The organism is Paraburkholderia sp. PGU19, assembly GCF_013426915.1.
In the GTDB taxonomy this organism is placed as follows: Bacteria; Pseudomonadota; Gammaproteobacteria; order Burkholderiales; family Burkholderiaceae; genus Paraburkholderia.
In genome coordinates this window covers 2,106,551-2,126,803 of the sequence record NZ_AP023181.1, presented here as the reverse complement: position 1 = coordinate 2,126,803, position 20,253 = coordinate 2,106,551, and the positions used below count along the sequence as shown (strand labels likewise).

The window sequence follows — 20,253 nt, the reverse complement described above, 5'->3', positions numbered from 1 at the left end:
ATAGGTGCAGCGATAGTACCCCGGAAGCCGTTTCGGCACTATTACGCGCCTGCACCGCATACGTCAGCGCTTGCGCGGCCCGCCTTCCAGCGCGAAATTCCTGAGCAACGCCTGCCGGCTCGCCTTCAATATTTCCTCGCCGAGCCGGGGGTCCGCCCCGCCGACCGCCCGCGACAGGATAAGCGCGCCCACCATCTCACTGTAGAACGCAATCGCCTCGCGGCGCGCTTCGTCAGCGTCGACGCTTTCGTCGCGCTGTTCGGCGACGAGCGCCGTCAACGTTTCGAACATGGTTTCGAGGCCGCTTGCAAAATTCGATTGCGCCTCAGTGCCGAGACGTCGAACGTCCGCAGTCAGCCCGGCGACCGCGCAGCCCTGCTCAATGTCGTCGCAATGCGTGCCGGACAGGTAGAAATCCACCTGCCGCTTCAACCGGTTGCCGCCCCGCGTGATGGGCGCCGCGATCGCTTCCTTCAGGTCGCGGTTGGCCTTGTCCATCGCGCTCGACACGACTTCTGCCGCGAGCGCCTCCTTCGATTCGAAGTGGTTGTAGAACCCGCCCTGCGTAAAACCCGCGGCCTTCATCAGCGCGCTCAGGCCCACGCCGTCGATCCCATGCTCACGGAACAGTTTCTCCGAGGCCGCAATGATGGCCTTGCGGTTCTCCACCGCCTTTTGTTTCGAGACTCCCATCGTTCGATGCTCCACGCCGTTGTCGCCTCAATTATAGCGTCCTTCGAAAAATACAATGGTGACCACCATTGACTTCAACCGGCAAATCACCCAAACTCAATGTCAATCACCATTGTGTTTTCGGTGAATTCTTCAAACTGGACAGGAAATATTCATGACCCACCCCACCGAAGCAACCAACAAGGCCCTCGTGCTCGAAGCATTCGACACGCTTTTCAACCAGCGCGACTACGTGGCCGCCGAGCGGTTCTGGTCGCCGGATTACATCCAGCACAGCGCGCATATCGAGCCGGGCCGCGATGGTCTGTTCAACCTGATCAGGACATTGCCCCCGACGTTGCGATACGAACCCGGCGTGATCGTCGCCGACGGCGACTACGTGATCGTTCATGGCCGCTTTTCCGGTCACGGACGTCCCGTCGCATGGATCGCTGCGGACATCCTGCGCATCGAGAACGGCGTGCTGGCCGAGCACTGGGACGTGTTGCAGGACGAAGCCACCCAATCCGAATCGAAGAGCGGCCTGCCGATGTTCGGCACCCGCTTTCCGCGCTAACAGCAACCTTCACTTCACAGCGAGTCAAACATGAAACTCACAGGCAACACTATCTTCATCACGGGCGGCGGCTCGGGCATCGGCCGCGGACTGGCCGAGGCGCTGCACAAGCGCGGCAACCAGGTCATCATTTCGGGCAGGCGCGCCGAGCGTCTGCAGGCGACCATCGATGCGAATCCCGGCATGCGCGCGGTGTCGCTCGACATCAACAATCCCGCGGACGTTCAGGTCGTTGCCGCCAGGCTGATTGCCGACTATCCCGACCTCAACGTGCTGATCAACAACGCCGGCGTCATGTATCCCGATGGCGCGCAAGGTCCCGTCGACGACGACCTGATGCGCACGACCGTCGATACGAATCTGCTTGGGCCGATCCGCATGACGTCCGCACTGATCGAGCATCTGAAGACGCGCGACGATGCAGTCGTCGCGAACGTGACTTCCGTATTGGGTTTCGTGCCGCTTGCTATCGCAGCGGTGTACAGCGCGACCAAGGCCGCATTGCATTCGTACACGCTGTCGCAGCGCTATCTGCTTCGTGACAGCACGGTCTCGTTCATTGAAATCGCGCCGCCGTGGGTTCGCACGGAGTTGCTGAACAGCACCGAAGAAGAACGCGCGATGCCGCTCGATACGTTCATCGAAGGCGCAATCGAGCAACTGGGCACCGATGCCAACGAAATCCTCGTGGGTCCCGCCGTGTCGATGCGCGCCAATCCGGGCCCCGGCGAGCACGCGTGGGTCAACGAGTTCAACGACCTGTTCGCGGCCGGTTGATCGCAACCACTTACCGCCATCGAGCACCATCGGGCACTCGCGTCAGGTCGCGCGGCCAGGTTTCGTAGCTGGAAACAGCGACAGCCTGAGTCCGATCAGCGCATGCAGCGCGCCTTTGCGCAGCTTGTAGCCAGGCGCACCGGGATCGGCCGCGAAGTCTGCGAGGATCCGCTCGATGGCGGCATCGACGTCGGCTTCGAGCGTCGGTGGCAAGCGTTGCCGATCGCCCGATTCGAGGCATCGTTCATAGTACGACCGCACATCGTCGAGCACCCGATTCAACACGATGGGCAACTCCCCGGAAAACTTCCCCGAAAGTCTGCGCAGGTCGAGTGTGTTGAGCGCAACGCGCATGTCGCGCAGGCTTTCCGTCGAAGGATGCTTGTCGTCTTCGCTCGGCGCCACGCGCGGAATCAGTTGCACGAGCCGGTCGAGCATGCGAGCGTTCAGATCGCGCTGCTGATCGATCGACAACGCGGACGCGCTGAGAACGACGTCCCGCCAGCTGGACCGGGTGAGCCGTGCCGTCGCCGCATCCGTTCCGAACGGGCGGATCACGCCCGTCATCACCGAAGCGAACATCACACCGGCCAGCCCCGCGAGATTCGCATTCAGAAAGCTCAGGATGTTGGCGTCATAGGCGCTGTCGATGCCAAGAAAAGTGGCCGTCGTCAACGCTACGAGCGTCGATATCAACGCCCATTTCGGACGCGGCATCAACAAGCCGAGCGGCACAAACACGAATGAGAAGAAGATGACCAGCAAGCCGAAGTCCTGGCCACTCGGCAACACGACAAACAGATAGAACGCTGAAATGACGACGCCCGTCGTCGCGCACTTCAGAAAGGTAATCATCATGGGCACGGGCTCGTCGAGCGCGGCGAAAAAGCAGACACCGATAGCGCCCAGCGATACGGCCGCTGCCCCGTCCTGCCAACCCGAAGCAATCCAGATGCTCGACGAAACGAAGATGACCAGCGCGGCGGAACTGGCGGAGAACAAGGCAAGACCACGGTCGAGAAAAGCGTGACGCGTGCCGACCCGCCAATGACGAAACCGCGGTCGCCAGTTCGCTTTTTTGTGAACGATCATGTCGCGCAAGCTCCGGCAATCGGCCCACAGATCCACCACTTGCCGCAACCGCGACAGCGCGCTGGATAACAGTGCCGCCTGCCACGTCGTCAGTTCGTTGCGGGCCGGGTCCAGTTGCGCGATACGCATCCGCAATAGCGGCGCGCCGCGCTCGGGGTCTTCGCCAAGCGACGCGTCCATCCAGCGGCAGGTATCGCGCAGCAGTTCGTTCAGGCCAGCCGCAACGCCGGGCTCCGTTTTCTGCGCAGCCGCAATGATGTCTGCGAGTGCCGAGGTGATGGGCAGTATCAGTTGCATCCGGCCTTGCATTTCCTCGCTGCGAGCGAGAATCGCCGGGCTGACGTGATCGTAGGCCAACTGGCTCAACAGGAATTCGAAGCCGCGCACACTCGTCGCCATCTTCTGGCGGCTTCCCGACACGAGCGCGCCCACGGCCCGGCCCGCCAGCGACTCTTTCGCGTAAAGCGTCGCGTCGCGGAACCATGAATCGGTTCGCTCGATCAGCGTCGGCGCCAGCCGGCTCGGAAACAAAACGCTACCGACGATGCTCGCGCAGACGATGCCGAGCGTGATCTCTTCAGTTCGCGCCACGGCCACATCGAAGATGCTCAGCGGGTTCGATAGCGCCGGAAGCGCGATGACGGAGAGCGAATAGCTGGCCAACAGGAAAACGTAGCTGCGTGCCGCTCGCGTCGAGATCGAAATGTAGACGAAGACGCCCGTCCATAACGCTATCGCTGCGCTCAACAGATAAGGCGTCTCCGCGAAAGGCGGCACGAGGGCAACGGAAGCGAGCGCGCCAAGCACGGTACCGATCACGCGGTACAGCGCCTTCGACCTCGTGGCACCGACGAACGGGTTCGACACGATATAGACGGATGCCAGCGCCCAGTACGGCCTCGGAAGATCGAACCAGAACGCGATGTAAAGCGCGAGCATCCCTGCAAGAAAGGTCTTTAGCGAAAAAATCCAGTCGCGCAGCGAAGGGAAATTCATCGGAACAAATCGCGTGAGGGGTCAATCTCTCGCCCGGCAGATCGTCCAGGCTCGCAGTAGAACGACCCACAGTGTCCCGCGTTTCTTCGAAGTCTGCCTGGACGATCGCATAGGACGCGAACGCGTCGATGCCGCAAAGGGCGCGGCCATGCGGTTCGTCTGATGCGAGGGCGCCCGGTACCGACAGCCACCGTTAACGTGCTGTTGCGGTCGAACGCTCTATCGGAAGCGTGAAGCTGAATGTTACGCCACGGGACACATTGCGCGCCGCCCAGATCCGGCCAGCGTGTACTTCGACGATGGACCGGCAGATCGCCAGGCCCATGCCCATCCCTGTTTTCTTCGTGGTAATGAACGGCTCGAAGATTCTCTCGAAGTCCACCTGCCCCGTGCCACGATCTTCCACGTCGATCACCACACTATCCGCATCGCGACGCGAGCGGATTATCAGCAGCTTCGGCCGTTCCTCCGTTGTCGCTAACGCTTCGATTGCGTTGCGCACGAGGTTCACGAGCACCTGCTGAATCTGAACCGCGTCGGCGCAGATCTTCGGCACGTCTTCGTACAGGATCGTTTCTAGCGAAATCGCGTTGCGCTGGATATCGTCGGCCATCAGCGTGCATACCTGAAGGATCAGCTTGTTGATGTCGAGATCCACCTTTTGCGGGGCTGCATGCCTGAAGAGGGCCCGGATGCGGCTCACTACGTCAGCTGCGGCATTTGCGTCGCGGACAACGTGCTCGGCGGAAAGTCTGGCTTCCTCGATCCTGGGCGGTGTCGCAGCGAGCCACCGCAAACATGCACGCCCATGCGCGACGACGGCCTGGAGGGGCTGATTGAGTTCGTGAGCAATGGAGGCGGACAGTTCGGCGACAGCCGCGAGCCGTGACGCCTGTGAAAGCTTTTCCTGCGCGTCACGCAAAGCCTTCGCGACCTCTGCGCTGTCATCGATATCGACATCGATACCAAAGAACTTCATCACTTGCGCACCCGCCGCTTCGGCACTGCGTTGCCCTCGCGCGTGGCTGGGCGCCAGCCTCGACAACAGATGCGGCTCGTTCGACAACTGCCCGAGCAGCGCGACGAGATGGTGCCGCACGTTGTCGGATTGGCGGGCGCCCTCCTCGATTGCGACGGCCAGTTCCGTCCACCCCGGCTGCCGATATTGCTCCGCCAGATAAGCGTGGACGATGATCTGCGCGACGAGATCGAAGTAATCGAAGAGGTACAGCGAGACGTCGACCAGAAGTTCTTTGCCGATATGCTCGTCCAGTTCTCCCAGCGCGACGTAGGTGCTCCAGATTTCCCGCAAGCCGAGGCGCAACGCCTGAAGCAGGCTCTGCAGCGGCACGCGTTGAGGCTCGCGTCTCTGGCTGATTTCCCGAAACACGTTCATATGCTGCGCGGACGGAGGTTCGCCCGACAACAGCGTCTCGAACCATACTTTGGCGGACAGCGCGACGGATTCGTGAACATCCTCTTTGGCGGCTGGCGGCAGCAACCGGTATCCGTCGAGCGGTGTCAGTGTCGCGAGCGTGCGCTCGCCGACATCGGTCAGATCGGCAGCGAGGGAGGCGGTTTTTTCTCGCAAGGGGTCGCTGAGTTTGGGTACTTTGGCTAGCACGGCAATTTATCTATCGGTAACGGGCGCACGATGTCGACTAACAAGCAGCGCCGGCGCAGCGGCTTCTACGGCTGCGCACCGAACGGTTCCCGCCTGACACTCTGCGATGCGATTCAATGCGGCGTATCGTGTGGCGCGAAACGAGCCGTTCCCGGCGAAGCCTCAGTCAGCCGCCCGGCGGGGATCGAAAGGCGCGCGGCCCGCGCTGGGAGCGCTTCGATCTGCATCCGGTAACTCCATAGTCTCGCGGCGCAACGCGGCCCGCCATCCCCCTTATAGGGGAGACGCGCGCAATCGACGGGGGATGGCGGCAAGCGTGCGCTGGACCTCGGTCTTGTTGGACCACACCAGGTTCTACGCCAGCGCCAGGTCTCGTTCGAAGATTCGAGGCGACTCCAGTTTCATGTAATGGCGAGCCAACCTCCTGCGAACTACCATCGATAGCAGGCGCTGCGAACTGACACGATTGTTGACAGTGATGTGCGCCGGTAGGAGATCATCTGATGGGCTTGCTTCCATCGGAACGGCAGCCCTAAAAAATAAACTTCATCTATGTTAGCCATAGCGTCGGCGGCAATGGACTGGTTTGCGGGCGAGGAGATGCTGGCCGCGAGCTCGTATTTGAACTGGCTCTGTCAGCCTGGCGACGCATTTGTCGTCGTCGCCTTTCTCGCGGCAGTCGGTTTATTCTCTGCTTTCGCGAGACATGTATCGTCAGCCGTGTTCGTGCTGGCTGCAAATACGTGCTTTGCCGTGCTGCTTCTTGCACCATTCGATGCATCGGAGCGAATCAGCACGCACACGATCCTCGCTATCGCGGGGTTCCTCCCGTCTTCGCTTGCGCTCGCGCTGCTTATACATCGCCTACGCAAACTCAACGCGATCGTCATGGAAATGAAATCGGCGAATACCGCGCTCGCTTCACCCAATAGCCCAATCACGGGCGGGAACGCACAAGTTCCGGCCGACAGCGTCGACATTCGAGCATTCCTCATCGAAGAGATGCATCTCAGCACACTTGAAGAACTGAGCGCCTCGATTACGCATGAGATTGCCCAGCCGTTATCGGCAATCGTATTGAATGGCAACGCGGGGCTGCGCTGGCTGCATCAGGACGATCCGCCGAAGCATGAAGTCCAGGGTTGCATCGAGCGGATGACGAGCGACGGCTGGCGTGCGTCCGCCATCATGGTACGGATTCACGAACGCTGCCAGCGCTCGCTACCACCACTCACACCTACGGCAATGAACGACGTCATCCGGGAAATCATCCCAATCATCAGACGCCAGGTGGCAGATTGCGGCGGAACGCTCGAACTCCGTCTATCCCCGTCACTTCCGGATACATTGGCTAACGCTACGAGGCTTCAGCAGGTATTCCTCAACCTCACGCAGAACGCTCTACACGCGATGACCGCGATAAAAGACAGACCTGCTCAAATTGTCATTTCGACGTGGGCCACTGAAGTGGGTGCCGTAGCATTCTCGGTGGCCGATAATGGGCCCGGAATCGCATGTGAACAGATAAGTTCGATATTCGACCCGTTCGTTACCACGAGAGAGCCGGCCATCGGCCTGGCTCTTTCAAGCTGCCGCTCGATCGTCGAAGCTCACAGCGGCGAAATTTCTGTCAGCAACAACCCCGATTACGGCGCGATCTTTGTCGTTACGCTGCCGCCGTTTAAATAGTGGAGACGGCTTTCCGGCGTCTGCTCTCTCGCGAACTCCAGTCTATTTCGCGCGAAGAGCATTGCTTTCTACGGCGCGCTCTCGAAGAGCGTTCAAATTAACCTGATAGTTTCAAGAACCATGAACAGTGACATCAAGGACGATCTTCACGTCCGCCTCTCGCCGCACGATGCAGTTGTTGAAGTCTCGAAAGTTTTCTGGCACCTGCGCAGCATTCTGGCCATCATGATCGTGCTTTTCTTCGTTTTGTCGATCGCAATGTACTACGGTGGGGGAGCCGTCAATATGGCCACGCGCGTCCACTCATCGCTGGGCGAGACACTGTATTTTTGCGCGGTCACTGCGCTGACCATCGGCTACGGTGATGTCGTGCCGACCACCACGCTTGGTCGGATCATCGCGGTTTTACTGGGTTTGCTCGGCGTATTGATGACGGGAGTGACAACGGGCTCCACGGTCTACGGCATTCAGGTAGCGGCTCAACGAGCTGGCCTGCGACCGCGCTGAACCCTACACGGTCCCTTTCTTTTCCCTTGCTCTCCAGAGCCCGGCGGATTCCAGATTCATGTAATAGCCGTCCTTCGGACTGCCGCCTATCATCTGTAGCCTTACGCTTCGAACCGGACGAATCCTTTACGAGTCTGGAAGCGATACAGGGACAACCGAGGAACGCGCGGGCACGCATCAGTCTGATATCCCGGGCATGTACATGCCGTCAACGGGCCGCCCAAGTCTCAACCAATCGGATATGCAACACCATGATTCGCATCGAAAGCCTGACTGTGTTCCCGGACCGTAGAGAAGTGTTCGTCAACGGTGTTCCTGTCGAACTGGGTTGCAGAGCGATGGATGTATTGCTCGTGCTTATCGAAGCAAATGGCGCGCTGGTGACAAAGGAAAAACTCACAGACCGGGTCTGGCCGCACACGGTGGTCGCTGAAAACAATCTTCGTGTTCACATCTGCATGATCCGCAAAATGATGGGCGAACACCGCAAGTTGCTCGTATCTGTGCCTGGGCGCGGCTACCGCCTGTTACGACCGGTCCAGCCGGCTTATCTGGTTCCAATGCTCGTCGCGAATGCCCAGTTGATGCGGTCTGCAAGTTAGCCGTTTTGTGTTTTGAAGTGCATCGGCACGCGCGGCTCAACGCGGCTTCAATTCGACAGGCGCAGCAGCGCGATAGCCGCCGCCGAGCGCCTTGGTCAAGGCGATCTCCTGACTGAGCGTCTGCCCGCGAAGCTCCAGCAGCGCAACCTGTTCGGCGATCACGGGCTGGCGTGCCTGAAGCGCCGCGAGCCGGCTCGTCAGTCCGCGTTGATAATGCGCTTCGACGCTGTCCCTCGTGAACGCAATCGATTCGATCCGCTGCTTCTGCAGTTCCGTCTGGGCATCGAGCGCCTGCAGGCGGCTGCCCGTCTGCGCGACATCGCGCACGGCGTTGAGGACGGCCTGGTTGTACTGCTCGATCAACAGGTTGCTCCCCTCGCGCGCGCCGCCAAGGTTCGCGTTCAGCCGGCCGCCGTCGAAGATGGGCAGATACAGGCCCGGAATCAGATTGATCTGCTGGCTCGCATGCGTGAAAAGGTCGGCGAGGTGCAAGGCATTGACGCCGAAGAACGCCTTGATGTCGAAGCTCGGATAGAACGCCGCCTTGGCCGCATCGATCCGGTCGAACGACGACTCGACATACCAGCGCATCGCCTGCAGATCGGGGCGCCGGGCCAGCAGTTCATACGATAGCGCCGGCGGCAACGCAGCCTGCGAGCGCGGCAGCGCGACGGGCTCGATGGCGGGCAGACCATCGGGGCCCGCGCCGACCAGCGCCCGCATCGATTCGCGAAACTGCTTGATCTGCGCTTGCGCCGACACGATCTGCCGCTCGACGGCCAGTTGCTGCGCTCGCGCTTCTTCAAGCAAGGTGCGCGCTTCGAGGCCGCGTGCGGCACGCGCCTCATGTGCCTGTACTGCGAACTCCGCGGTCTCGTGCAATTCGTTCAGCAGATCGATGAGTTGATAAGTCGTTTGAATGCCGTAGTAAAGCTGCGCGACATCCGCCGAGATTTCGAGTTCGACGGCGGACGTCTCGGCGAGCCGTGCATTACTCACGCCGAGCGACGCGGCGACCTGCGCACGCTGCTTGCCCCAGAGATCGACATTGAGGCTTGCACCCAGCCCGACAACGCCCTCGGTGTACCACGGCCCCGTCAGACCCAAAGCCGGTTCGTTCTGTGCGAACGGGCCAAGAAAGCCGTTTGCGGAAACATGCTCGCGATCCAGCAATGCCAGCGCGACCACCTGCAAGCCCGTCCCCGCGCTGACCAACTCGACATCCGATCTGGCCTGCGCGACGCGCGTGCGCGCAATCACCATCGTCGGTGCGTTGGCGAGCGCCTGATCGATCAGCGCGTCGAGTTGCGCATCGCCGTAGCGCGTCCACCAGCGCGCGGCGGGCCAGCCATCGCGCGCGAGATGGATGTCGTCAGCGAGATTGATCTGTTCAGGGGCAACCTCCGTATAGGGCGCACTGTCGTGATGGATCAGCGCGCACCCCGACAGCGCAGACGATAGCCACGCCGCGCATAGCACGCGTCGACGCCACCGCCCATCACGCAAAACCGATCGCTGATTCATGTTCATATGGGCTGTGATGAGGGCGCCGCAACGGACGCCCCGTCCTGTACCTCGGCGCGCCAGTCCGGCAACCCCGCGACTTGCCGCGACAGTTCGTCCGCTGCGGCGATGAGCGGTCTATCGGCTGCTTCGACCGCTTGTGCAGCGATCTCGCTGCGTCGCGGCGCGCGGGCGTCGGGCGGGCTGGCCGCAAGCTCGTCCGCATACCGGTTGAGTTCGATGCGCGCCTGTTCTTGCGTCGAGCGCACGGCATCGAGCGTTTGCGAGCTCGACGCTGCCGCTTGCGCGCCCAGCGTACTGCGCAGCGCATCGCCTGCCAGCATGATCTCGCGTCCCTGCGCGAGCACGGTTTGGGCGCGCAATGTCCATTGCGCATGCTCGGCTTCCTGCCAGCCGGGCTCGAGTGCGACACGCGCGAGCGTCGCCTCGCAGTCGGCCAATACCGCCCATGCCTGCAACTGGCGCTGCGCATACGGCAATTCATCCGCCGCTTCGTCGGTGGGCGTGCGCAGTTGTGCGGCAATCGCGCGCAACATGGTTGCGAGTCTCTGCCGCAACGCGTCGCCCTCGCCTTCCCGCCAGAACGACATCTGCACAAAGGTCGCCACACCGACGCCCAGCAGAATGCCCACCATCCGGTCGCGGATTTCAGTCAGGTTCGTGGTCGGACCGAACTGCCCGAGGACGGCGAGCGAGAACGTGAATATCACCTGGATGCCGGCGTAGCCGATCCGCTCCGATCCCGCCGATATCCATGCCCCGAGCGCGGCGACGGGCAGCGTGATCAACAGCAAGCCGACGATATCGTCGAGATGAGGAATGACGAACACCACCATGAAGAGCGCCAGCGCACTGCCAATCGCGGCCCCCGTCAGCCGCAGTAGCGCACGCTGCGTCGATGCGCCGAGGCTCGGCAGCGCGACGATCACGCAGGTCAGCATGATCGTGTGTATGCCCTGCCAGTCGACCGCGTTGTAGAAAACGTAGCAGGCCAGCACCGCAAGCAGCGTCTTCAACGAAAAGCGCAGGTATGCGGGGTTCGTCCATGCGTCGGGCGCCACCATCGGCTCGTCCGCGGCCGGTTTGCCCGTCTCCGCACCCCGCGCGGTGAGATCCGCGTATGCATGCAGCGCGCGCTGCAACTCGCCTGCGGCAGGAATCGTGTCGGCGGCATTGTGTTCTTCCGGCGTCGCGGTGCTCACGTGACGATACGGTTCGCCCGACATCACCGCTTCGTCGAGTGCCCGGACGTTCGCCCGCAACTCGGACAACATCGCACGCCGCGCCGGCGAAGGCGCCGGCCATGTATCGGGCAACTCGCTCGCGCCGCGATACAGACGCGACACGGTCGCGATGAGTGCAAGCTGCGACGCCTGATGCTCACGATAATGCGCATCTCGCATCGTCGTGAACCGCAGCAGCTTTTGCAGGGTCAGCGCGCCTTGCTGGACGGCGGCTAGCGTGATCGGCGTGAGGTTCGGGGTGTTGTCGATCAGTTGCGTCAGCCGCATGTCGAGCGCCGCAAGCTGCCGATGGATTTCCGTCTTGAGCTGCAACTGCGGTTCGGCGGGCAACAGCAGCGTATTGACCACGAGCGCCAGCGCGATCGGGTAGTTGACGGCGACCCATACCCACAACACCGCGCGAATCAGCAGGTCGGCCTGATCCGTCTGGTCCACGAAGCTCTGCACATAGATCACGACGATGGCGACGATGAAAAACACCACGCCGATCTTCAGAACGCGCAGCAAATACACGCTGCCGAAAAACACCGCACTCGCAACGACGATGCGCAGCAACGGGTAGTCGAATGTGAATTTCAGCAGCAGGATCGACAGGCCAATGGCGAGCGTCGATCCGAGCATGAACATGATGCCGACCAGCCGCGTCACCACCACGTTCGCCTGTGTGACGTAAAACACCACCAGCAGTGACAGCGGAAGCTCCGGCACTTCGAGCGCCATCGAAGCGACGATCACGATTGCGCTCGTCAACATGCAACGCAACATCACGTTGAGCCGACCAGGAAAAGGCGCAAGCTCGCGTGTCAGGAAATCGCCTGCATTGCGCAGCATAACGGGCATCGGCGGCAAGTAGTCGGCGGCGGCCATGGGCGCTCCTCAATGGCGTTCGCCGTCGTTGCCCGGGTGCAGCACCGCCACCGCCGACGTGCCGACGCGGAACAGCTCGGGGTTTGGATCATCTACAAGGATCTTGACCGGAAACCGCTGTGACACATGAACCCAGTTAAGCGTGCGTTGAATGCGCGGCAATCCGCCGGGCAAGGCGAGACCGGCTTCGTCGGACGCGATGCCATAACTGATCGAATCGACGGTGCCCCGAAAGCGCTGATCCGTATCGCTCATCAGATACACCGTCGCTGGCGTCCCCGTCCTGATGCCCTTGAGTTCCGTCTCACGAAAGTTCGCGACCACGTACCAGTGGCGCGTATCGATCAACGTGAAGACCGGTTTGAGCGCCGTTGCAAACTGGCCCGTCGCCGTCTTCAACGACACGATGCGTCCGTCGAAAGGCGCTCGCACCGTCGCATACTCCAGATTCAGTTCCGCAAGCGAGATTTCCGCCGTGACAACGGCACGTTGCGCAACCAGCGCATCGACGCCGCTCACGGCGGCTGCCGCCTGCTGCGCCTGCAGTTGCGCGGCGCTGAGTTCGGCCTGCGTGGCGCGTTGCGCGGTGCGCGCACGGTCGACGTCCTCCGCCGACACATAACCGTGCGACAACAGCGGCTCCATGCGATGTAGCGTATCGGACGCCTGAGCGGCTGCGGCGCGTGCACGCTCGACAGCCGCGCGCACCGACTCAGCGTTGTACTGCTGCGCGTTGACCGTGCGCTGGGTCAACTCGATCTGCCTGTCGAGCGCAACGAGCGACGCCTTGCCCCGCGTCAGCGCATCCTGATACGGACGCGGATCGATGCGAAACAGCAGATCGCCCTGCTTCACCGCCTGGTTGTCGTGCACGGGCAATTCGACGATGCGGCCGTTCACCTCGGGTACGACGTCGATCGTATCCGCGTAGACATAGGCGTCATCGGTACGCGGCGCGCGTTCCAGCTGGCGGATCACGAAGACCACCAATAGCAGCGTCAGCACGACCAGGACGATGGCCGGCCATGCGCGCTTCTTTGTCCGGTTGGCAGTTGTCGCCATTGCGTTACCTGAAGATCAATGTTGGAACAGCATCAACCAGACAGCGAGTGAAAGAAAAGTGACAAGCGTGGGATACACCACCGCCGCAGGCCACAACACAAGCCCGGCCCGCAAGCGTTTGACAATCAGATGGACGACGACCGTGAGCACCACGCCCGCGACGAGACAGAACAGCCAGTCCGGAAAGTACGCGCCGAGTACGCTGAGGGATGGCGAATTCGCGCACCCTGAAACGAGAACCGCGGCGATCGCCGCCGTCCCGCGCGCACGCTTTGCATGTGAGTCTTTGGCGAATGGAACGTGTCGTTTCAAGGCGTGCAGCCCCCGGGCAAAGCGTCGAGTTCGCAACAATAACGCGGCAATGAAGCCACGCGCATTACATGAATATGTAGTGTCGCCTTAGTAACGAATGATGTAAATCGCGCAGCGATCTGTGTTCCCCAAGGCTTACTTAAATGCTATCCAGCAGGTCTAGCAACGCGTCGCCATCGACAGGCTTTCGGAAGAAACCCAATGCGCCTCTCTGCAAATAGTAGTCTTCCGTATGCCCGGTCGGTTTGCCCGTGATAATGATGACGGGCGTGGCGGTGCCCGACTGAACCGTTTTATCGAGCACCTGAATGCCGTCGATGGGCCGCATTCCCAGGTCGGTGACAACACATAAAAGGCCCGCGTAACCGTCGGAAAAGAAATCCACTGCGGATTCATAAACCCGCGTTCCATACCCGCCAGAAGCCAGCAGGTTGGCCAGAGCCGCCAGGACGCGACGGTCATCATCAATCACGGCAACGGTTCGAACCGCGGACGCGCACATTGTTTTTCCGGCTCATGGAGTCCCACTCGGAACTGGCTCTCGCGCCAGGCTCTGGACTATCGTGTCGGCGATGCTTCGATCTGCAGTCTGCTTGCCTGCCTTACCAGCGTGGCGAATGAATCTGCGCGCATTTTTCTCATTATGTGGCCTCGATGTACCTGGACGGTGTATTCGGTGATACCAAGGACAGCCGCAGCCTGCTTGTTGAGCAAGCCGCTGACGAGTAACGGCAAGAGTTCCTGCTCACGAGGTGTCAGCGATTGATAGAGCGCGTGGAGCGCCGCTGTATCTGCCGCCTCCGCGCGAAGCACATGGGCTTTGGCGAGTGCCGCATCGATCGCGTTGAGCAACGCGTCTTCGTCGATGGGCTTGGTGAGGAAGTCAACCGCGCCGCCCTTCATGGCCAGCACCGTGGATGGCACATCGCCTCGCCCCGTGATGAAAATGACGGGAATATGAGCGTCCGAGCTGACGAGCTTCTGGACGTCCAGGCCACTCAGGCCGGGCATTCTCATATCGAGGATCAGACATGCAACGGCTTTCTGGCGCGGTGTGTCGAGAAACGCTCTGCCGGAGTTGAACGCGTGGACGGTTCTTCCGTTTGCACGCAGCAGCGCAGCGAGTGCCTCTCGCACCCGCTCGTCGTCGTCGACCAGATACACCAGTTCACCTGCGGATTCCATGGAACCCCTCTGTTGTCAGGAGGCGCCTCCCCTGACCTCGGACAGCCGACGCTCACGCGGTCGTGCCGGAGAAAAATTATACCGCCGGGATCGGTGCCCGGAAGCGCAGGCAGCATGACATGTTTATGTAATGGCGACGTTGGATTTGACGCTGTAGGTCGATCGACTGGGGTCATCGGGCGGATGGAATCGTTGCCATGTCCGAAGTATCATTTATCCATCAAAAATCTATCAGGCTTGAGGTGCCGTATGGCTCATCGCTTCCTTATCAAGGAGATAGCACTTCAGGCGGGGCTCGGTGTCGCAACTGTCGACCGGGTGCTAAATGATCGCGCCCACGTTCGGGAACACACCCGCAAGCGAGTTGAGCAGGCCATCAGAGAACTCGAAAAACAGGAACTGCAACTGGCAACCACCGGGCGAAAGTTGATTGTCGACGTCGTCGTGGAAGCGCCTGCCCGGTTTGCCGACGAGATAAGAAGCGCGCTCGAAGCCGAACTGCCGGTGCTGCACCCGGCTGTCTTTCGACCGCGATTCCACTTGCGCGAGACGATGACGACGGATGAAGTCCTCGATACGCTTCGATCGATTGGACGACGAGGCAGCCATGGGGTGTTTCTGAAGGCGCGTGACGTTCCCGAAATCGCAGCAGCGATAGGCGAGCTGCAACGAAGCGGCATTCCTGTCATCACGACCTTCACGGACATCCCATTGTCAGGGCGCATTGCCTATGCCGGGCTCGACAATCGCGTCGCCGGAGCCACCGCGGCGTATCTCATTACCCAATGGCTGGCTCCGCAGCCGGGAAACGTTTTGATAACGATGAGCGACGAGCGCTTCCGCGGCGAAGAAGAACGTGAAATAAGCTTCCGGCGCGCGTTGAGGGCGCGTCAACCGCAACTCACGTTGATCGATGCCAGTGGTGGTCATGGTCTTGACACGCTCACTGAAGAGCGGGTTCTCAAGGTCATTACCGCACACAAGAAAATCGACGCGGTCTACTCGATGGGTGGCGGAAACGTCGCCATTCTCAGGGCAATCGAAGCGAAGCAGCGGTACGCCGTTCGCTTTATCGGACACGACCTCGACAGGGATAACGTCCGACTTCTGCGAGAAGGCAAGATTCAGGCGATCTTGCATCATGAGCTTCGTCAGGACATGCGCTCGGCGTGCCAACACGTCATGCATTTTCATAGACTCTTGCCGGCGTCGGCGGTATCGCCGTCGTCATCCGTTGTCGTGGTAACGCCGGAGAATATTCCCGAGCACATTGCGAGCCGATTCCGATGATGACCGCGTTTGACGTGGTTGCCGTTCAACGTGACATCAGCCGAGGGGTTTCGGCGAACCTTGCATAACGCAGCTGTCGTTGACCACGTGATGAGCCGTGGCGCAGGGGTGCAGAAACCGATGTTTGACGACGGACTGCATGTCAACACCCGGCCACTCACCTTCGACAACCATCACGCGCCGCTCGCCTCCACGACGACGTCGAGGATAAAGAACCGTTGAGCCTGCCAGTCTCCGGCGACGAGATCGATGGTTGCTTGGCCCGCGCGCCGCGCCACGAACATGATCCCGTTTGGCAAGCCCGCTGGCGTGATGACGTATCCGTCCTCCCCCATCACGCCGGGAAGAAATGGGCCCAAAAACTCGAGCACGTCCGCCCCGGAAAGGACGTGCCCGCCCATCGCTGGCGCGATGAGAACATCGCCGGCTTCAATATGCAATGTCCCGGGCAGCGAGTCCGTCAATCTCAGCTCGATCAATCGACTCATCGTCGCTCACTTGCAAGTCCCGTTTGGCTGATAAAAGAATATAGCTTCCTCACACCGTTACCTCTACATCTTCCGATGCGCTCCAGGCGTCCCGATCCACAGAGGACTTCTGCGCGTCGTCTGGCGTATCCATCGTGTTGTACGCCGCCTTCGGATAGATCCGCGCGGCAAACGTGTAGTCGGTGCGGTTGATATCCAGGCCGCCCTGAATAGGCTGACCATCGCGGGTGATGCTTCCTGGAAGCTGATAGCACATGATCGAAGTCTGATCGGGCGGGGTTGCCATGATCGACCGCTCATCAAGCGCGGTGAGCACCTGCTGATCCACGGCCGTCTTGTTCCAGCCGTACTGCCGGTAGAAAAAGTCGTAGGCCTTTTGCGGATCGATCCGCGCGACCAGTGCCTGGCGCATATGCTCGTGCGGAAAGCCCAGCGTGTGCCCGGTTTCGTGCCGAACGACACGCAGGTATTCCGACTCCGGCGTATTCATTGTGAACGATTCCAGGTTCATCGTCGGCCGATCTTTCGGGATATGAAGAATGTCCGTGCCGAGATACGACCAGTATCCTCCCGGGCCACGAGAAATGCGTACGTCTCCCACCCCCTGTGTTTCGACGAACGTCACGCACGATACCCGCGCCCACGCATTCATGTGACTCAGAATGCGCGCACGAAGATCAGTGGGCGTGTTCTCCATGAAGCTCACTGTCATTTGACGCGCTGTCGGCCCCCAGTACTTGGATGTCATGACTGCGATGGCCATCGGTTCGAGAGGCACGTTCGCAGCCAGCATCGACGAAGCAGCAAACGCGGGTGCGTTGACGGGATTCACCTTGACTGCTGTTTGGGCCGCTGAAACGGAGAGCCGATCGGGAAGCGTCTTGATCGTGCACGATGGTGCTTCACCGTGTGGGGCCGCCGACGCCGCTACCGGGTTGTCTTTATGCTCGTCGCCATCCGACGCATTGCCGTTGACTGCCGCGTCCGCAACTTGCAGAATCTTCACGAGCGTCTGAAGAAGTTCTTTGTCGTCCGCACTCATAGTTCACCTCCATAAAGTAGCGATCAATCTTGCATTGCCTTTAAATCGCGAAACGCGAACCTGCCGGTTCAACGCGGATAAGCCGTCAAGAGATAACAGTCGTCCGCGGTCTTACGCACGATTGCAACCCACGCCGTCGTCTTCTGGCAGACGTACCCTTTGTTTTCCTGACAGGGCGAGCGGTTCTTGCCACCATCCGATACGGTGACAACCGTACCCACCGTGGTGCCCGCAACACCATTGATGACGTAGTCGCCGGCAGCGCCACCTGCATAGCGAGCCCCTTCTTGATCGATGACTGGTCTCAGCGCATTCAGCAATGCAGATCGATCCGACCACGCGCTCGCGGCATTTCCGTTTGGCGCGCACGCGGGACCATTGTGACCGCCGCGATTCGTCAAGCGGCCTATGAGGCCGTTCACTGAAACGCCAACGTGACACGCAAGCGCATGGCCGCCCGCATCCTCCTGCGCGTCCAGCCATTGCGCCCAACGTCCATTGGCGGGTGGACGACAGGTTTGCGCGACCGCCGACACAGTCGCCAAAGAAGCCGCACACCACACAAGTCCTATCGCGCCCCGCCTCGCAATTCGACGCGTGACACGATTCAACGTCATTTGAGAAGTACGCATTTCCTTCACCTCGTTTTGATAAGCGAAACAACGTACGGATCTGGCTCTTCAGTCGTCTTCTGCAGGCAATTCGAGAAGGCGACCGGACTCGCGAACCGCTTGCCCATTTCCCGCTTTGATCATCGTCGCCCACGCCTTGGCATTGGCTGAGAACCAGTTGTCCAGGACGCTTGCACCGATTGCGTCGCACGAGATCGAACCGCCCAATTCGGGATCGGCGTCGCGCGTCCAGTTGACGAACGCGAACCACACACGGGTAGTCGGACCGCCGGGCACGACAGCCGGCGACACCGCGCCGCAATAAAGCGTCAGCGCAACCTGTTCAGACTCGTCGTCAGGCGGAATCAAACCCTGCTCGACGAGAAAGTTCACCTGCTGCTCCGGCCGGCTGAACGGCATCCTCCCTAGCACCCTTGCCACGCCTTCCAGACACGACACGGATTGCTCCGAATGCCTGCTCCCGTCGATGGACCGAGCGCCAGGATTCGCAGCAACGCCTGCCGGGCGGCGGACTGATAAGAGTCAGGCGCATCGCGTTGCATATGCGACGTGGCATACCCATCGACGAGGCCAAAGATATCGAGCGCTCTGTCGCGACTCGTCTGCAGATCTTCGCTGTCATTCGCGATCAGAAAAAAGGCCGACTGAGGCGTTGTACTCATTGTGGTTCTCCCAAAACCCGATCCGCTGAACGTGCTTGCGAAGACAGCGTTCGCGGGCCGGCCAGAGCCGACCCACAAGGCGCCTCGACAGGCCGATAAAACGCCTTAGCTAACCTTGTCGCTGAAGAACGTCGTGGCTTCTTCGATCTTGTTGATGGCCGACGCTCCGACGAGTTTGTCGAATGCCGCCTGGACCGTCGCGTTGCTCTTGTACAGCGCGAAGTTCCAGATTGCGTCGACCTCGATGTATTGCAGGTCGACGTCGATCAGCGTTGCCGACGCGCAGCTGGAGTAGACCTTTCTGTCCTTGGACGTGAAATCGCAGAAGTACATCTTCAGGTGCGGCATCACCATCAAGGTGTTTCCGACCTGTTGCGCGTCGATGAACACCGTGTTGGACGCGAAATGGAAGGGCTTGCTCGACGAATCGACGCCCGCACTGATCTTCTGGCCGAACGATCCGATAAACGACTGGAAGGCGCTCAGCAAAGGCCCTTTGGTCGCGAAGCCAAGGATCGACTGAAGGAATTCCGACGACAGTTCGACGCCGCGTATCGTCTTCTTGTATCCCGTGTTCTGGAAGCTGAACGGGCCAAGAAGCGGATAATTGACCAGAACCTGTTTCCAGACAGAAGTGTCGAAAAGGAGATCCGGATTGTTCGCCTTTGCAGCCCGGCTCTGACAATACGTAGTACCGAGCGACGTCAGATTCAACATGCACCGGCTTGCCGTTTCCAGATCCGCCTGCACATTGGCGGGAACGTCCCGACTCAGTTGCACGGCGCTGAACAGCCCAGCTGTGTTCTGGTCGACGGGTGGCGGCGGCGCGGCAGGTGCAGCTGCCGCCCCCGGATAGTAATTCGGATGAATCTCGGGAAACGTCTCGCCAAAAAAGGTCGCGGCCGCTGCAACCTGATTATGAAGTTGCTGGATTTGTTCGGGTGCATTCATGGCTTTTCTCCGTCTGGATTAACCGAATAGCGGTCACACAAATTGCTGCGTGCCGTTGTCAGCACAATGGCGCTATTCATAGCTCAGAGAAATACCTCCGAATGCGTAGTGCGAAAGGTCCGTTAAGCAATACGATTGGCTGACAATTAGCGCAGTGAGTTTGCAATGCGCATCAAGGCAGCCATGTCATGGATCTGGAGTTTTCGCATCAGGTTTTCGCGATGCTTGCTGACCGTCCGGGGACTGATTTTTAGTTTTTTCCCGATCTCCTTGCTGGTCAATCCGGCAGCGATGAGGCGCAGCACGTCTATTTCACGTTTGCCGAGTGTTGCAGCAATGATGGGGAAAAGGATTCATTGACGACGATTGCGCAACAGTCACCGCGTAGGAGACCAACTGGACGGTCGTCGAGAGCCCAAGCTTTTGCGCGATATTGGCTCGATGCTTTCGAACCGTCT

At 60.4% G+C, this 20,253-nt stretch carries 22 protein-coding genes; 6 read left to right on the top strand and 16 right to left on the bottom strand.

The genetic code is table 11. The annotated features are described in order from the left end of the window. Positions 1 to 63 precede the first annotated feature (63 nt). Positions 64 to 693 carry a TetR/AcrR family transcriptional regulator gene (locus tag H1204_RS39320; RefSeq protein ID WP_180734044.1) on the bottom strand — a complete coding sequence of 210 codons (630 nt, stop codon included), beginning with the start codon at positions 691 to 693 and terminating at the stop codon, positions 64 to 66. A 154-nt stretch (positions 694 to 847) separates the two neighbouring features. Here H1204_RS39320 and H1204_RS39315 point away from each other — a divergent pair, with 154 nt between their 5' ends. Together H1204_RS39315 and H1204_RS39310 are read left to right on the top strand one after the other, a co-directional pair. After that, on the top strand, positions 848 to 1,249 hold the full coding sequence (locus tag H1204_RS39315; RefSeq protein ID WP_180734043.1) for a nuclear transport factor 2 family protein: 402 nt from the start codon (positions 848 to 850) through the stop codon (positions 1,247 to 1,249). 30 nt (positions 1,250 to 1,279) lie between these two features. Continuing rightward, complete coding sequence (locus H1204_RS39310; protein WP_180734042.1) at positions 1,280 to 2,026, top strand: SDR family NAD(P)-dependent oxidoreductase; 747 nt, start codon at positions 1,280 to 1,282, stop codon at positions 2,024 to 2,026. Between the two features lie 42 nt (positions 2,027 to 2,068). Here H1204_RS39310 and H1204_RS39305 read toward each other — a convergent pair whose 3' ends face one another. After that, positions 2,069 to 4,114: an FUSC family protein gene (locus H1204_RS39305; protein ID WP_180734041.1), complete on the bottom strand. Its 2,046-nt coding sequence runs from the start codon at positions 4,112 to 4,114 to the stop codon at positions 2,069 to 2,071. A 193-nt stretch (positions 4,115 to 4,307) separates the two neighbouring features. Continuing rightward, positions 4,308 to 5,705 (bottom strand): ATP-binding protein, encoded by a 1,398-nt coding sequence (locus tag H1204_RS39300; protein ID WP_243468870.1) that lies wholly within the window; start codon positions 5,703 to 5,705, stop codon positions 4,308 to 4,310. 609 nt (positions 5,706 to 6,314) lie between these two features. Here H1204_RS39300 and H1204_RS39295 point away from each other — a divergent pair. The 3 genes from H1204_RS39295 to H1204_RS39285 all read left to right on the top strand — a co-directional run bounded on the left by H1204_RS39295 (position 6,315) and on the right by H1204_RS39285 (position 8,536). Then, positions 6,315 to 7,427 (top strand): ATP-binding protein, encoded by a 1,113-nt coding sequence (locus H1204_RS39295; RefSeq protein ID WP_243468869.1) that lies wholly within the window; start codon positions 6,315 to 6,317, stop codon positions 7,425 to 7,427. A gap of 120 nt (positions 7,428 to 7,547) precedes the next feature. After that, entirely contained in the window at positions 7,548 to 7,934 is a 387-nt protein-coding gene (locus tag H1204_RS39290; RefSeq protein WP_180734038.1) for a potassium channel family protein, read from the top strand. A gap of 251 nt (positions 7,935 to 8,185) precedes the next feature. Then, positions 8,186 to 8,536 (top strand): winged helix-turn-helix domain-containing protein, encoded by a 351-nt coding sequence (locus tag H1204_RS39285; protein WP_180734037.1) that lies wholly within the window; start codon positions 8,186 to 8,188, stop codon positions 8,534 to 8,536. A 36-nt stretch (positions 8,537 to 8,572) separates the two neighbouring features. On the opposite strand, the gene H1204_RS39280 is transcribed toward H1204_RS39285, so the two are convergent. From H1204_RS39280 to H1204_RS39255, 6 genes are all read right to left on the bottom strand, one after another. Continuing rightward, a complete protein-coding gene (locus tag H1204_RS39280) occupies positions 8,573 to 10,060 on the bottom strand; it encodes an MdtP family multidrug efflux transporter outer membrane subunit (protein WP_180734036.1) in 1,488 nt (495 codons plus the stop codon). 2 nt (positions 10,061 to 10,062) lie between these two features. Next, positions 10,063 to 12,171, bottom strand: a complete 2,109-nt coding sequence (locus H1204_RS39275) for an FUSC family protein (protein WP_180734035.1) — start codon at positions 12,169 to 12,171, stop codon at positions 10,063 to 10,065. A 9-nt stretch (positions 12,172 to 12,180) separates the two neighbouring features. Next, complete coding sequence (gene mdtN / locus H1204_RS39270) at positions 12,181 to 13,233, bottom strand: multidrug transporter subunit MdtN (protein WP_180734034.1); 1,053 nt, start codon at positions 13,231 to 13,233, stop codon at positions 12,181 to 12,183. Between the two features lie 15 nt (positions 13,234 to 13,248). Further along, entirely contained in the window at positions 13,249 to 13,545 is a 297-nt protein-coding gene (locus tag H1204_RS39265) for a YtcA family lipoprotein (RefSeq protein ID WP_243468968.1), read from the bottom strand. A gap of 139 nt (positions 13,546 to 13,684) precedes the next feature. Beyond that, positions 13,685 to 14,017 (bottom strand): response regulator, encoded by a 333-nt coding sequence (locus H1204_RS39260; protein ID WP_243468868.1) that lies wholly within the window; start codon positions 14,015 to 14,017, stop codon positions 13,685 to 13,687. An 86-nt stretch (positions 14,018 to 14,103) separates the two neighbouring features. After that, on the bottom strand, positions 14,104 to 14,730 hold the full coding sequence (locus tag H1204_RS39255) for a response regulator (RefSeq protein ID WP_180734032.1): 627 nt from the start codon (positions 14,728 to 14,730) through the stop codon (positions 14,104 to 14,106). Between the two features lie 249 nt (positions 14,731 to 14,979). Between H1204_RS39255 and H1204_RS39250 the strand changes: the two genes are divergently transcribed. Next, the gene (locus tag H1204_RS39250) at positions 14,980 to 16,020 is read left to right on the top strand and encodes a LacI family DNA-binding transcriptional regulator (protein ID WP_180734031.1); all 1,041 of its coding nucleotides are present in this window, start codon (positions 14,980 to 14,982) and stop codon (positions 16,018 to 16,020) included. A 173-nt stretch (positions 16,021 to 16,193) separates the two neighbouring features. Here the strand turns inward: H1204_RS39250 and H1204_RS39245 are convergent, their stop codons facing one another. The 7 genes from H1204_RS39245 to H1204_RS39215 all read right to left on the bottom strand — a co-directional run bounded on the left by H1204_RS39245 (position 16,194) and on the right by H1204_RS39215 (position 20,100). Continuing rightward, the gene (locus H1204_RS39245; protein WP_180734030.1) at positions 16,194 to 16,508 is read right to left on the bottom strand and encodes a hypothetical protein; all 315 of its coding nucleotides are present in this window, start codon (positions 16,506 to 16,508) and stop codon (positions 16,194 to 16,196) included. Positions 16,509 to 16,557: 49 nt separating this feature from the next. Then, a complete protein-coding gene (locus H1204_RS39240) occupies positions 16,558 to 17,550 on the bottom strand; it encodes a M12 family metallopeptidase (RefSeq protein WP_180734029.1) in 993 nt (330 codons plus the stop codon). Between the two features lie 68 nt (positions 17,551 to 17,618). After that, the gene (locus H1204_RS51935) at positions 17,619 to 17,870 is read right to left on the bottom strand and encodes a hypothetical protein (protein ID WP_243468867.1); all 252 of its coding nucleotides are present in this window, start codon (positions 17,868 to 17,870) and stop codon (positions 17,619 to 17,621) included. A gap of 360 nt (positions 17,871 to 18,230) precedes the next feature. Continuing rightward, positions 18,231 to 18,554 carry a hypothetical protein gene (locus H1204_RS39230; RefSeq protein WP_180734027.1) on the bottom strand — a complete coding sequence of 108 codons (324 nt, stop codon included), beginning with the start codon at positions 18,552 to 18,554 and terminating at the stop codon, positions 18,231 to 18,233. Between the two features lie 32 nt (positions 18,555 to 18,586). After that, positions 18,587 to 18,844, bottom strand: coding sequence for a hypothetical protein (locus tag H1204_RS39225; protein WP_180734026.1), 258 nt, complete (start codon positions 18,842 to 18,844; stop codon positions 18,587 to 18,589). 105 nt (positions 18,845 to 18,949) lie between these two features. Further along, positions 18,950 to 19,795, bottom strand: coding sequence for a hypothetical protein (locus H1204_RS39220; RefSeq protein WP_180734025.1), 846 nt, complete (start codon positions 19,793 to 19,795; stop codon positions 18,950 to 18,952). 146 nt (positions 19,796 to 19,941) lie between these two features. Beyond that, entirely contained in the window at positions 19,942 to 20,100 is a 159-nt protein-coding gene (locus H1204_RS39215; protein WP_243468866.1) for a LuxR C-terminal-related transcriptional regulator, read from the bottom strand. Positions 20,101 to 20,253: the final 153 nt, after the last annotated feature.